The 12,246-nt window shown below is 60.0% G+C and carries 13 protein-coding genes; 5 read left to right on the top strand and 8 right to left on the bottom strand.

Annotated features, from left to right (window positions below; all coding sequences use genetic code 11):
* Positions 1–643: 643 nt before the first annotated feature.
* Together AC0NIH_RS20545 and AC0NIH_RS20540 are read left to right on the top strand one after the other, a co-directional pair.
* Complete coding sequence (locus AC0NIH_RS20545; protein ID WP_287278147.1) at positions 644–958, top strand: preprotein translocase subunit YajC; 315 nt, start codon at positions 644–646, stop codon at positions 956–958.
* Positions 959–1,118: 160 nt separating this feature from the next.
* On the top strand, positions 1,119–1,256 hold the full coding sequence (locus AC0NIH_RS20540) for a hypothetical protein (RefSeq protein ID WP_224687923.1): 138 nt from the start codon (positions 1,119–1,121) through the stop codon (positions 1,254–1,256).
* Positions 1,257–1,746: 490 nt separating this feature from the next.
* Here the strand turns inward: AC0NIH_RS20540 and AC0NIH_RS20535 are convergent, their stop codons facing one another.
* From AC0NIH_RS20535 to AC0NIH_RS20515, 5 genes are all read right to left on the bottom strand, one after another.
* The gene (locus AC0NIH_RS20535) at positions 1,747–2,043 is read right to left on the bottom strand and encodes a DUF982 domain-containing protein (protein WP_473469667.1); all 297 of its coding nucleotides are present in this window, start codon (positions 2,041–2,043) and stop codon (positions 1,747–1,749) included.
* Between the two features lie 188 nt (positions 2,044–2,231).
* Positions 2,232–4,400, bottom strand: coding sequence for an amylo-alpha-1,6-glucosidase (locus AC0NIH_RS20530; RefSeq protein ID WP_473469665.1), 2,169 nt, complete (start codon positions 4,398–4,400; stop codon positions 2,232–2,234).
* Between the two features lie 192 nt (positions 4,401–4,592).
* Complete coding sequence (locus AC0NIH_RS20525; RefSeq protein WP_473469671.1) at positions 4,593–5,705, bottom strand: glycosyltransferase family 4 protein; 1,113 nt, start codon at positions 5,703–5,705, stop codon at positions 4,593–4,595.
* 14 nt (positions 5,706–5,719) lie between these two features.
* Positions 5,720–7,114: a Do family serine endopeptidase gene (locus AC0NIH_RS20520; protein WP_473469663.1), complete on the bottom strand. Its 1,395-nt coding sequence runs from the start codon at positions 7,112–7,114 to the stop codon at positions 5,720–5,722.
* Between the two features lie 347 nt (positions 7,115–7,461).
* A complete protein-coding gene (locus AC0NIH_RS20515) occupies positions 7,462–7,665 on the bottom strand; it encodes a hypothetical protein (protein ID WP_473469661.1) in 204 nt (67 codons plus the stop codon).
* 312 nt (positions 7,666–7,977) lie between these two features.
* Between AC0NIH_RS20515 and AC0NIH_RS20510 the strand changes: the two genes are divergently transcribed.
* The 3 genes from AC0NIH_RS20510 (at position 7,978) to AC0NIH_RS20500 (ending at position 9,836) form a co-directional block, all read left to right on the top strand.
* On the top strand, positions 7,978–8,448 hold the full coding sequence (locus AC0NIH_RS20510) for an Hsp20 family protein (RefSeq protein WP_474025033.1): 471 nt from the start codon (positions 7,978–7,980) through the stop codon (positions 8,446–8,448).
* Between the two features lie 75 nt (positions 8,449–8,523).
* Entirely contained in the window at positions 8,524–9,018 is a 495-nt protein-coding gene (locus AC0NIH_RS20505) for an Hsp20/alpha crystallin family protein (RefSeq protein WP_474025032.1), read from the top strand.
* Between the two features lie 71 nt (positions 9,019–9,089).
* Positions 9,090–9,836: an NADH dehydrogenase ubiquinone Fe-S protein 4 gene (locus AC0NIH_RS20500; RefSeq protein WP_023778597.1), complete on the top strand. Its 747-nt coding sequence runs from the start codon at positions 9,090–9,092 to the stop codon at positions 9,834–9,836.
* Positions 9,837–10,037: 201 nt separating this feature from the next.
* On the opposite strand, the gene AC0NIH_RS20495 is transcribed toward AC0NIH_RS20500, so the two are convergent.
* The 3 genes from AC0NIH_RS20495 to AC0NIH_RS20485 all read right to left on the bottom strand — a co-directional run bounded on the left by AC0NIH_RS20495 (position 10,038) and on the right by AC0NIH_RS20485 (position 12,234).
* Complete coding sequence (locus AC0NIH_RS20495) at positions 10,038–10,814, bottom strand: alpha/beta fold hydrolase (RefSeq protein ID WP_031250747.1); 777 nt, start codon at positions 10,812–10,814, stop codon at positions 10,038–10,040.
* Between the two features lie 5 nt (positions 10,815–10,819).
* Entirely contained in the window at positions 10,820–11,350 is a 531-nt protein-coding gene (locus AC0NIH_RS20490; RefSeq protein ID WP_473469528.1) for a nuclear transport factor 2 family protein, read from the bottom strand.
* A gap of 95 nt (positions 11,351–11,445) precedes the next feature.
* The gene (locus tag AC0NIH_RS20485) at positions 11,446–12,234 is read right to left on the bottom strand and encodes an enoyl-CoA hydratase/isomerase family protein (protein ID WP_473469526.1); all 789 of its coding nucleotides are present in this window, start codon (positions 12,232–12,234) and stop codon (positions 11,446–11,448) included.
* Between the last annotated feature and the right edge of the window lie 12 nt (positions 12,235–12,246).

The following is a 12,246-nucleotide window of genomic DNA, read 5'->3' as shown; positions in this document are numbered from 1 at the left end:
TTGAACGAGATCAGGGAGAAAGCGCCGAAAACAGAAGCCGGTCGCTGCGAAATCCTGCCCACAATTATAGGCCCGGCAAACCGCTTTCCGCCACCTTCATTTGAGGAACATCAATCATGCGGCCTCTCTGATGTCTGCGGAGTTGGCAGGAACCTGCTGTCGCGACAGGTCAGGCCGCCTAGCCCAGTTCCTCTGAGCGTTTAGTAGTTCATACTCCCCAGTCAGGCCATTCATAAACAGCTTGAGGACGTGCGCCGTCCTGCGAAGCAAGCGCTCGTCTCGTGGACGGCGGCGCAGCGGCTGAAACGCTGCGGCGAGATGAGTACCGGGGCAGTATCAGCATGATCAGCGATGGCCAATCTCGATCCGTTGATCGGCCGGATCTCTCCACGGACTGCCTCGCTGGGGCCCAAGCACGGGCATGATGCGTTGGTGACCCTCGGAAGGGGCCATGTTCGGGAAGTCCGACCGGCCCGATCCGTGAGAACGAAGCCGAATGGCTGACCTCCCAGCCAAAGACCGGTTTCAAGCCGTTCACGTTCGTCGGCCTCGGATGGCGGGGAGTGTGGGCTCCCCATTTGCGAGATTTTACGCAACCAACTTGGTTTGCCAGCATTAATCTGGAAAGCACCGGATGTTCCCCATGCTGCATTACAGTGTGCCTCGGGAGTTCGAGATTGGCGACGAGGTCGCGTTGACCTCTACCGTCATCACGGTTCTCCCTAGCGGACGCGCCAGGGTCAGCATTCCGTCCTACGACCATCCTTATCCGGTGGATGCACCACCTAAAGCCCGAGCTGGGGATAAACTTGTTCTTGTTGGAGACATCATCCGCATCGATCGCGAAGCCAATAAGCTGACGGTGCGGATTGATTGCGGCGGGGTGATAACCATCGACAAGTCTGCCATCGCTAGGCTAAGAAAGCACCGTCAGCGTTCGCGGCCTGACGCTCACTAGGAAGCCGGCTCATGCGATCGCTGGGACGGGCGCATGCCTACCTGCCTTCGCTTCGAACGCTTCGCCGCGCCGGGTTGCCGCGAACGCCCGCAACGTTCCCGGTGCAGTATACGGGAGCGAACGTTCCGCAAGCTGGGCGGCGGGGTCGTGCTTTTCACTTTTGCAGGCGATCATCGGCTTCCAGCCCGACGCTCCAAATGGCAAGCTGTACATCGATCCCAGGCTGCCGGACTGGATGCCTGAATTCACCTTAAAAGACGTGCGGCTTGGGAAAGAGCGGCTCGAACTCCATTTCTAGCGCTCCGGCGCCGAGAGCTGTTGGGAAGTTCGAAGCGGCGATCCGTCCTTGGTGGAGGCGCGCAGTTGCGGCGCTACCGGTGCCCTCCTTGCGCTAGGCTGCCGGTCGCGGTGCGCGTTCGGCGTTCTGGTTAGGTGTCGCCTTACTGCACAAGTCGCAACTTATAGCCAGGCCAGATCGAAGCCCGCCCAGACAGTTTTGCTCCCGTCCGGGGCGGGCTGTTGAATCTGAATGGAGGCAGCTCCGACCTTGGCTACGGGGATTCAACCAAGGCAGATTCCGAACTTCACGCGTCTACGAATGTTCCAAATGTCGGTTGGAGACCAGGCTAACCGGTTGGCGCAAGATGAGGCGATGACGAACGCCAGCCAGTGGCTGGCCGCCCCGGTCAACAGACCTCAAAGACCACGCTCGAGACCGCCGGATGATCACGGTGACGAGCATCGTCCCGGTGTTCGGCTATGCATGGATGAAGAGACCTTCCGCACCCTCACAACAGGTCTGCGTTGCTGATCTTTGGCCCTGTCATCCACGGCGGTGCTGTAGGCACATCCTCGATGATGCCGATCTTGCGGGCCCAAGTCGTGAAGGCCTTGTGCGCAGCCTCGACAGGCTTGCGGCCATCGTAAGCCGAGTAGCACGCCTCACAGGCCGCCGCGTGAAGGAGACCACGTTTTTCGACAGGCCATTCTTCCAGAAACTCAATAGCATTCATCACGCAGTCGATTTTTTGGATGTAGCCATTCTCCCCTACGAAGACTGGCTGCTTGAAAGCATCACTTTCCATAGTGACCTCCCTTCAACAACTGGACCTGGTGATCGTTTCCGCAGATGCACTGCTCGTTCTCGAACCGCTGAATGCCGGTTGGACATCACAGAAGAGATTGGAAGCACCTCTTTTACATTCAAGACCAGCTCGCCAGGCAAACGCCAGCAGTATCTCGAAGCCGATTGCAGGCACTCCGGCTGCGATTGCTAAGAGCGAACGGCCAGCGGCACCAGGCCCTCGTGCCGTTCACCGAGATAGCAGACGACCCGGTCGCCGACGCGCTGGAAATTGAGATCGACCTTCGCCTCCCCAACGGCTAAATGCCGGATGACGATGTTGTCGATGCCGATCGGCAACCGTGGGCGTTCGACATTGATCTCGCGCTTCCAACCATCGATGCGGATCCCAAGACAGGCCTGCAACATCATGAAGGCCGAACCGGCAGACCACGCCTGCGGCAGACAGGCAACCGGATAAGCAATCGGCGCGTCGCCGATGGCGCGCGTAAAGCCGCAGAACAGCTCCGGAAGCCGCATGTTGAACTGGACCGCCGCCTCGAACATGCTGCTCAAAAGCTTCACGACGCTGGTGCGCTGCTGATAGCGGGCTAGTCCTGCGGCACAGATTGCGGTGTCATGCGGCCAGATCGAGCCGTTATGATAGGACATCGGATTGAACGGGAGCTCGTCGTCGGCCAAGGTGCGAACGCCCCAACCGCTGTGGAGATGCGCCGACAGCAACTGCTCGGCAATTGATTGCGCCCGTTCCGCCGATGGCAGCCCGACATAAAGGAGGTGCGCCGCGTTGGAGGCGCGCACCGCGCATTGCTTGCCTTCCCCATCGATTGCTAAGGCGTAGAAGTTTCGCTCCGGCATCCAGAACCGGGTCTCCACTGCGCTGCGGATTTTTTCCGCCATGGCGCTCCAGTGCGCTGCCTTGGCCGCGTCGCCGCGTTTGGCTGCCAATGCAGCCATGCCTTGATAGGCTGCGAAGACATAGCCTTGCACCTCCACCAGTGCGATCGGCCCCTTCGGTATCGTACCATCGGCATGGAAGATCGCGTCGGCGCTGTCCTTCCAGCCTTGGTTGAAAAGCCCGGTATCGGCCGCCCTGCTGTAGGTCACGAAGCCGTCCCCGTTGCGAGCTCCCACCTCCTCCATCCACCCGATTGCCGCACATAGCGAATCCCACATGCGGTCGACGAATTCCTGATCTCCGGTGCGATCAGCGTAGGAACAACCCAGATAGACATAGAGCGGAGTGGTGTCGACGCCACCATAGTAGCGGCCGAACGGCAGTTCGCGCAGGACAGCCATTTCCCCCTTGCGGGTCTCGTGCATGATCTTGCCGGGTTCGGCATCGTCAAATATCGAAGTCTCTGTCGACTGATAGCGGGCAAGGAACGCCAGGACTCCGCGAGCGAGCGCGGGGTTCAGCCACAGCATCTGCAAGGCGGAAATGACGCCGTCGCGGCCAAAAGCGGTCGAAAACCAGGGAATGCCGGCATACGGATATGGCCCGGTCTCCAGATCGGTGGTCAGCAGGGCAATGTCGGCCCGTGTTCGCGTGAGCCAGTCGTTGAACACGCGGCCCGAGCTGAAGATAGTGGCGCCCTGCCGACGCTTTGAGCGCATGGCAAAGCGAGCTCGCGCCGCCGCCGCGCGGAAGCGATCGCTGGATGGCACTTCTTCGTTTTGACCGACCTCCAGGTACAATGCTCTTCTGGCGCGCCTTTCCACCCGAATGAGGAACTCGGCGTGATTGGGATGCACCTGATCAGGCCTCATCGAAAACGCGATAACAGATTGGCGCGAAACATTGTCGAGGCCTTCGTACCGGAACGTGACGCTCGTCTCACCGACCAGCGCGTCATGGGCGCGACCACGGCGGCTTCGAGTGGTGCCGCGCACCTCGAACATGTCACGAAAATCGGCGTCAAAGTCGAAACGAACCGGCAGCAGGACCTCGCGTCGGGAGTAGTTCGAGAACGCGATTCGCTCGAACATGCGGTCTTGCCAGATGAACCTGGTCCGCTCGATGTGCACGACGCCCGGCAGCGCCTCACTACCGCCCGATCCGATTGTGGACAGATTTGTGAGATTGGCTGTGAATAGGATGTTGTCCTGCGACAGCGAGGCGCCGAGCAGCGAGGGCATGTGGTCGCCGACGAACAGCCGGAAGCGCGACAGCACACGCGTATCATCGCGGAAAAGCCCGTCGCCAGTGCCGCGTATGTCGCCATAACTGTCCGCAACGACGAAACAGTCCTCGTGCTTCAGCGCGAATTGTCTATGCGGCTCGCGCGGCGCCGATTCATCGAGTGCGGGAAGAGCAACGGCTGGATCAAGCTTACGTTCTTCGACTTCGATGCTCATCTCAACCCTCCTGTTCAGACGGCCGATGCTGGCGCTTATTCCATTATGGTTGCGCCCGGCCATATCCTATCAATGGTGTTTCGCATCAAACCCGCGATGCGCGGTTGCGGAGAGCGTCCTTCGAATCCTTGGCGGATTTTCGGCGAAGTTCCGCTGTTGAAAGTCGACTGAGGCCGGCGCGAATCTGGCGGCTCAGACAGCCAACACTCCCGAAACAGGGCTGGTTAGCGTATCTGCTTTTGCCGCGACGCCATTTCGCGAGCCCAGTGAGAATCGTTGGTCGCGCGCCAGCGAGTGGTAGATTTCCAAATAATCGCTGCACATGCGCTCCACCGTGAATCGCTTTTCAAAAGCTTTCCGCACTCGGACGCGATCGAGACCGCCTATCCGCCGTACAGCCTCTACGGCCTCGTCAACGCTTTCCACGATCAGTCCGGACACACCATCATCGACGACCTCTGGAACGGCGCCGCGGTTGAACGCTATCACCGGGGTGCCGCAAGCCATCGCCTCGATGGTTACGAGGCCGAATGGCTCCGGCCAGTCTATAGGAAACAGCAGCGCTGCCGCATTGCCGAGAAACTCCGCCTTCTGCCGCTCATCGATCTCGCCAATGAACTCGACCTTCGAATTTCGAAGCAACTGGGGTTCGACTTTCTCACTCCAAAATGATTGGTCCACGGCGTCGATTTTGGCCGCGATCTTCAGTGGCATTCCGGCGCGCGCAGCGATTTCCATCGCGACTTCAGGCCCTTTTTCCGGCGAGATGCGGCCAAGGAACGCCAGATAGCCCGAGGCCTTGGGCTGGAAAGGGAGAATGTCGGGCGGCAAACCATGATAGACGGTTCCGAGCCAATTGACCGGCGGCATCGGCTGCCGCTGGTCATTGGAAATCGAGACCAGCGGAATGTCGTCGAACATCGCGTAAAGCTGCGCCAGATCCGGAAGGTCGAGCCGACCATGAAGGGTGGTAACGGTTCGCTGCGCGAACTCACGGATTATCGGAAAGTGCAGGACATCAACGTGAAAATGCAGAACGTCGAATTCATCCGCCCGTCGGCGAACCTGTTCCAGCATCATGACATGGTACGGGATGTGATTATGGGCGTTCGGGTTCAGGCGCAGTGCAGTATCGCAACACGCCACAAGTTCGGCCGAAGTGCTTGAATCGCCGCTGGCGAACAACGTCACATCGTGGCCCTGTCGAACCAGCTCTTCGGTCAAATAGGAAACGATACGCTCGGTCCCGCCATAAAGCCTCGGCGGCACCGACTCCATCAGAGGTGCGATCTGGGCTATCTTCATCTGCACATAGTCGCTCAAGAGTTTGAGACGGCCACGAAAAGCGATTGTCCCTGCCGTTCGATGCGGAACAGGATCGGCTTGTTCTGCTGCCGGGATTTCGCCCACTCCTGTCGGACATCCGAAGGCTGGGTAACATTCTGGTTGTTCGCCGAGACGATCACATCGCCGGGCTTGAGACCGCTTTCAGCCGCAAGACTGTTCGGCGCGACCTCCTGGACAAACACGCCGGTGGTACCCGGCTGGAGACCGAGCTGCTGGCGCGCTTCATCTGGAATTGGGCTGAGCGACAGCCCGAGACCTTGATCCGCCGCTTCTGGATTCGGAACAGCACCGGTCCGCATCTCCTCGTCCTTGCGCTGGCCCACGGTCAATTCCACCTCCTGCTGGGAGCCGCCGCGGTTCCTTGTCAGCGTCGCTCTCGACCCCGGCTTTTCGTTCGCCGCAGCCAGCGTCAAGTCATGGACACCCTGGATGTCCTTGCCGTTGAACCGAGTGATTACGTCGCCTGATCGTAAGCCGGCCTTCTCCGCTGGACTGCCGGGCTCGACGGAGGCGACCAGCGCTCCCTTGGTGCCAGACATTCCAAGCGCCTCGGCAAGCGACGGAGTCACCTCTTGGAGACGCACACCGATGAAACCGCGCTCGATCCGGCCGGTGCGGATCAGTTGATCGGCGACGCTCCGTGCCGTTCGCGACGGCACGGCGAAGCCGATGCCTATGCTGCCGCCTGACGGCGAGACGATGGCCGTGTTGACGCCGATCACTTCGCCGCGTGCGTTAAATAGGGGACCGCCGGAATTGCCTCTGTTGATCGAGGCGTCTGTCTGGAGGAAATCGTCATAAGGGCCGGCCTGGATGTCGCGCGAGCGGGCCGAAAGAACACCGACGGTAACGGTTCCCCCGAGCCCGAAGGGACTGCCGATCGCGATCGTCCAGCCACCCGGCTGCATTGCGTCCGAGTCACCCCAGGCGGTCGTGGTCATGTTCGGCCGGGGATCCACTTTCAAAACCGCGATGTCGGTTGCTGGATCGCGGCCCACAAGTCGCGCGGGCGAAGTCTCCTTGTCGGAGAAGACGACGTGGATTTCGGTGGAGTCGGCCACGACATGATTGTTGGTGACGATATAGCCCTCGGGACTGATGACGAAGCCGGAGCCAAGCGCTTCCCGCACCTGCGGCTGGACAGGCCCGCGGCCGTCGAAGGGATTCAGAAAATCGTCGAGCGTCGTTTGGTCCTGGATGATCTGCCTGGTCGTGATGGCGACCACCGCCGGCAGTTTCTGACGCACGATGGCGCTGAAGTCGTTTGGGATTTCTTGTGCTGAAACCGGAGCAAAGCCGCCAGCCGAGAGCGTCAAAACTCCTGCGAGGAGGCCAATGCACAGCCGCTTCCTGGAAATGTAAGACATGATTGGCTCTCCTGCCCGACTGCCCTGGCGCTGCTGCGCGCCTTGTTCAGACGCCAGAACTGACATTCACGCGGATTGTTTCACCGGTTCGAAAAAATGTTGATGCTGGGCTGAACCGTGAGGATGCGGCCTTGTTGGCGCCATTGAAATTTGGTCGAAACTCTCCAAAATTTCAGCCGGTGGAAATCACGAGAGCCACCAAGATGACGTCAACAGAGGAGCCTATTGCAAGCGGAGGGACCACCGATGGAAAGAGCCATTTCGACGAGTTTTGCCCCAGTCGGGCCCGAAGCCCCTGATGTTTTTCTTGATCGCTTGCTGCATCCGGCACGGCATTTCAAGCGGCCTCAGGACGTGCTGGACGACATGACGCTGGACGTCCAGGAGAAGCGTGCAATCCTGTCATCATGGGCATCGGATGCCTGTGCAGTGGAATTGATGCCGGCGCTGCGCATGCCGCCCGGGTCACCGAACCCGTTAGCTTCGATGCCATCATGGATGCGTTGCGCCAATTGGATCAATGCGAGACGCTTCCCGCCAGTCGCAGTCATGACCTCGACATCGCTGCCGCCGGATTCACAGCATTGGTAGATCGACTTTGAGCGAATGCCGCCTTTCAGGAATCCCAGGGGTCTTCCGCTGACGAGGAATTCGCCAGCGGAAAAACCGAGTGCGTCCCTCCTGCCCATCCCCCCTACGTCGGATCTTGCCTGAAAATTTTCCTAAGCGCCCTCTTGAACGCGCAACCCGCCGTTCTAAATCGACAATCGCCGGCCGCCTCATGGGGCCGGCGCTAAGTCAGGAGGCGTCAAGGCTCTCTTGGCGTCCTTTTGTATCCATGTTGCTCAAAGGAGGATGTGGCTATGAAGACAAACCTCGATTTTACCCCCTTGTTCCGGTCCAGCATCGGCTTCGATCGCATTTTCAACCTGCTTGAAAATGCGAGCCGTGTCACCGCGATAGACAATTGGCCGCCCTACGACATCGCCAAGACCGGCGAGGACGACTATCGCATCACAATGGCGGTAGCCGGTTTCTCGCAGGATCAACTGACCATCACTCATCAACCGAACTTGCTGCTCGTGAGCGGCTCGCAATCGGGTGAGGACGACGGCCAGTATCTTTATCGCGGTGTTCCCGGGCGCGCCTTCGAGCGGCAGTTCGAACTGGCAGACCATGTGAAGGTCGTCGGCGCCAGCCTGGAAAACGGGTTGCTGAACATCGATCTCAAGCGCGAGCTTCCCGAAGAGATGAAACCGCGCCGGATCGCCATCGCCGGCAGCATGGCCCAGGCGAAGCCACGGCAGATCGAAGCTGAGAAGAACGCCGCCTGAAGTCAGAGTGAACCAGAAGCGACAGGCACCGGCGCTCGTCCGGTGCCGCGCTTTTGAACATGGAGGTGAATGAAGATGAACATGCGTGACCTTATCCCGTGGGGCCGCAACAACAACCAGGCCCCCAACATCTATGGCGGTGGCGATCCCTTTGTTTCGCTTCACCGTGAGGTAAACAGGCTCTTTGACGATGTGTTGAGGAGCTTCGAGACGCGTCTGCCTTCCGTGGGGCAGCTCTCGTCTTTCGACAATGGCTGGCCGAAGGTGGAGATTTCGGAGTCGGACAATGAGCTTCGCGTCACCGCCGAGGTTCCCGGTATGGAAGAGAAGGACATCGAAGTCCTGCTCGATGAGGACGTGCTGACCCTGCGTGGCGAAAAGCGGTCGGAGACCGAAGAGAAGGGCTACTCCGAGCGCTTCTACGGTCGCTTCGAGCGGCGCATACCTCTCGGCTACGAGGTCGAGGACGACAAGGTCAAGGCGTCCTTTGCCAATGGCGTCCTGACCTTGACGCTGCCGAAGAACCCAGACGCGCAATCGAAGGTGAAGCGCATCCCGATCACCCACTGACGCATGGAGCAAGTCGGGGGCGGCAGGCAGCCGCCTCCGACGCATCCTTCGCAAAATGGGAGGATGGAATGATGCAGAAGCAAGAAGAAAGAGAAGTCACACAAGCCGCAGAAAATCTCGCACCGGCAAACGACAATCGCAAGCGCGCGCTGTCATTCGGCAGATCCGAGTTCCCGCGTGATGCGGTCGCGCGGATCTACAAGCCTTCCCGTTCAGTCACGACCTCGGGCCGTGCGCGGCCGAAAGGCTGGCGTCTGGTGTTCGAGCGGCGTATGGCGCCGGTCATCGAACCGCTGATGGGCTACACCGGAAGTGGTGACACGCTGACTCAGGTGGAGCTCGATTTTCCGACGGTTCAGGCGGCCATCGACTATGCCGAACGTCAAGGCCTCGCTTATTCGGTTCAGGTAAATCCCGCGGCGGAAAAATCCGCGGAATCCTCCAGTGCCGAAAAGCGGCTGCAGGCCGGCGGGGACCTTGTCTGGAACCGTCTGCAACTGGCGTTGCTCACGAGCAGCTACGGTGCCGTTTCACAGGCCTCGCATTATGGACCGGCATTGGCCGATCCTGAGGCGCTTTATGCATCGCCGATGGACCTCGTTGTCGATCCTCTTCTGACAGTCGACGAGAAACGCGCCATCCTGCGCAACTGGGCGTGGAACGAGTATCTTGTGGATCTCGCGACGGCCGAAGGGATGCCTGAAAACGCGCGTCCGACACGGCTCGACGAAGTGGAATCGGCACTGCTCGCACTGGAGCAGCTTACGACAGCGAAACTGGCCGTTTCCGTTCCTGAACAGAAGCAGAAGGCAGCGTGAGGTGGCATCATGGATCCGATGATCGTGCTCGATTGTGAAAATTCAGAGCCCGGAAATACCCCACTTCAGTGCAGTGTCGCGGACGTGCGACCAATCAGTGCTTGGTCAGAACTAGGGGGTTCGAGTCCACGTGGTGGACCCCTTCTGGCAGGGAAGCCGATCGATCATCGCTGGCTCGGAGATGTCTCTCACACAGCCCGGTTATCCGGGTTGTCCTGCGGCTTTCAGAATGAGCTGGGTTATCTCGTCTGGATGAGAGATCAGTGAGAGATGACTCGCCTTGAGTTCGATTGTCTTGGCACCCATGCGCTTGGCCATGAAGCGTTCGAGATCGGGATTGATCGTCCGATCTTCCGTCGAAACGGCATAGAAACTCGGCTTCGACCGCCAGGCCGCGTGCATGGTCTTTCCCGTCAGCAGGGCCTTTTGGAACGGCTGCTGGACAGCATAGAGAATCCTGGCCTTCGCTTCCGGCAGGTCGCCAGCGAAGTCACGCAGGAACGCCGTCTCGCTGAGACGCCCCTCATCGCCGTCATAGACGATGCCGGCGGATGCCGGGGGCGTCGGAAAAGTCTTCGCCAGAGCCGTATAGTCCTCACCGGCATCCGGCGCCCGCGCCGCCACATAGACAAGGGCCGAGACGTTCGGATGAACCCCGGCTTCCGTCACGATCATTCCGGAGAATGAATGCCCAACGAGCACGGTCGGGCCGTCCTGCCGATCCAGCACGCGCTGTGCTGACGCCACTGCTTCCGGGAGCGTCGTCAGGGGATTTTGCACGGAAGTGGCGTTAAGCCCGGCCGCCTGCAAGCGCGCGATGACCTCGGACCAGCATGAGCCGTCGGCGAATAGCCCATGGACAAGGACGACATTGCGCGCCTTCGCAGGAACGGGAATTGCGGCCAGGCCACGGCTGGCGACCAGCGAGGCGGCTGCGCCGGCAACCATGGTGGCAGAGAAGGTTCGCCTGTTCATCATCCGGTTCACTCCTTCACGGCAGGCGCTGGTGGGACCGGCAGGATCACTTCGGAGGCGATCTTCCATTTCTTTCCTACCTTTATCCAGTTCATGATCATCAGAAACGGCTTCGGCGTGCCGTCCTGACCCGCGTATGAAACCGTAATGGTTATCGGCGCATAGGATTCCGCCACGTCATGCGTCAGGCCAACGACCTTGAGCTTTGAAAGGTCCGGCTGAAGCACGACCGGCCCGGATGCAGCGATAGCGTGGAGTTTTTGATCGATTGCCTCGTTGCCCCAAAAGCCCGCCCAATTCCCTTCTGACGACGGATTCGCGCTCTTTGCGACAATAACGGCCGACGGCGATTGCCAAAACATCTCGTGCAGAGCGTTCACATCATGTCGATTAGCCAGCTCCATGACCTTGGTGAACTGTGACCTAATGATCGTCAGGGTGGACGGGTCGAGAGGATCTTTATAATCGGCCGGTGCGGCGGAGACAGATTCACTGGCGAGGGCTATCAGACCGACAGCGGCAAAGAGCGTCTTGCGCATTTCAGTAATCCCTTGTGTGATTCACAGTCACTTCGCTGATGAAGCGTACCTTGCCGGCGATCGCCGGCAAGGTTCGCTCGCTCCTGCGAACGTCTCTACTGGCCTTCGAAAGGAAAGGACGGTCGCGGCCTCCCCGCTTTCATCGCATCCACGGCCGATGCAATGCCGCCGGTTGCGTCCCGCGTATCGAAAACCGGCCTTGCGATGTCGAACATTATTTCGTCGGCCGCCGCGACCCCGCCATTCGCCCAGGCGCAAAGCAACACCTTGTGCGCCGCGTAGGCGCGGGTCGGCCCCATAGCGAGTTTTTCCACGAAGGCGCGCGACTCCGCGAGCAGGTCCGCGTCAGGAAAAACTTTGTTGACGACGCCGGCGTGCTCCATGGCTGCGGCGGAGATCTGCTCGGACGTGAGTGCCCATTCCAATGCGCGCGCGCGCCCGGCCCGTTCCGCAACGCGGTAGATACCGCCGAGCAAAGTCACGATGCCCAGCGTCTGCTCGGGATGGCCAAACCGGGCCGAGCTCGACGCGAATATCATGTCGGCGCGCAAGGCGAGCTCAAGCCCACCTCCGAAGCAAAGTCCCTGCACGGCCGCCAAGACGGGCAACGGCAGACGTTCGAACTGGTTGAATACGTCCATGTAGCGCTCGAAGGTCGCCCGGAGCTCCGAGCGGCTGCGCTCCGGCCAGGGTAAGATGTCGCCGCCAAAGCTGAAGTCGGGCCCCGCCGCGCACAGCAGTGCAGCCCTGGCTTCGCTGCTTGCGATACGCGCCATCGCGACAGCGAGCTCTTCGACCATCTGGTCCCCGATGCGGTTCTGCGGAGCGTTGTCGAGTGTGATGATTGCGACATGATGGTCGATGGTGCAGGTCAGATGGGTCATAGTGAGCGCCTC

This window comes from Mesorhizobium sp. WSM1386 (assembly GCF_055901595.1).
This window is presented reverse-complemented; position numbering and strand designations above follow the sequence as displayed.

Excerpts from the sequence above, each read along its gene's own strand:
- AC0NIH_RS20545 (WP_287278147.1), top strand. The coding sequence starts at position 644 with ATGCTGCATTACAGTGTGCCTCGGGAGTTCGAGATTGGCGACGAGGTC.
- AC0NIH_RS20535 (WP_473469667.1), bottom strand. The coding sequence starts at position 2,043 with ATGGAAAGTGATGCTTTCAAGCAGCCAGTCTTCGTAGGGGAGAATGGC.
- AC0NIH_RS20530 (WP_473469665.1), bottom strand. The coding sequence starts at position 4,400 with ATGAGCATCGAAGTCGAAGAACGTAAGCTTGATCCAGCCGTTGCTCTT.
- AC0NIH_RS20525 (WP_473469671.1), bottom strand. The coding sequence starts at position 5,705 with ATGAAGATAGCCCAGATCGCACCTCTGATGGAGTCGGTGCCGCCGAGG.
- AC0NIH_RS20520 (WP_473469663.1), bottom strand. The coding sequence starts at position 7,114 with ATGTCTTACATTTCCAGGAAGCGGCTGTGCATTGGCCTCCTCGCAGGA.
- AC0NIH_RS20515 (WP_473469661.1), bottom strand. The coding sequence starts at position 7,665 with ATGACTGCGACTGGCGGGAAGCGTCTCGCATTGATCCAATTGGCGCAA.
- AC0NIH_RS20510 (WP_474025033.1), top strand. The coding sequence starts at position 7,978 with ATGAAGACAAACCTCGATTTTACCCCCTTGTTCCGGTCCAGCATCGGC.
- AC0NIH_RS20505 (WP_474025032.1), top strand. The coding sequence starts at position 8,524 with ATGAACATGCGTGACCTTATCCCGTGGGGCCGCAACAACAACCAGGCC.
- AC0NIH_RS20500 (WP_023778597.1), top strand. The coding sequence starts at position 9,090 with ATGCAGAAGCAAGAAGAAAGAGAAGTCACACAAGCCGCAGAAAATCTC.
- AC0NIH_RS20495 (WP_031250747.1), bottom strand. The coding sequence starts at position 10,814 with ATGATGAACAGGCGAACCTTCTCTGCCACCATGGTTGCCGGCGCAGCC.
- AC0NIH_RS20490 (WP_473469528.1), bottom strand. The coding sequence starts at position 11,350 with ATGCGCAAGACGCTCTTTGCCGCTGTCGGTCTGATAGCCCTCGCCAGT.
- AC0NIH_RS20485 (WP_473469526.1), bottom strand. The coding sequence starts at position 12,234 with ATGACCCATCTGACCTGCACCATCGACCATCATGTCGCAATCATCACA.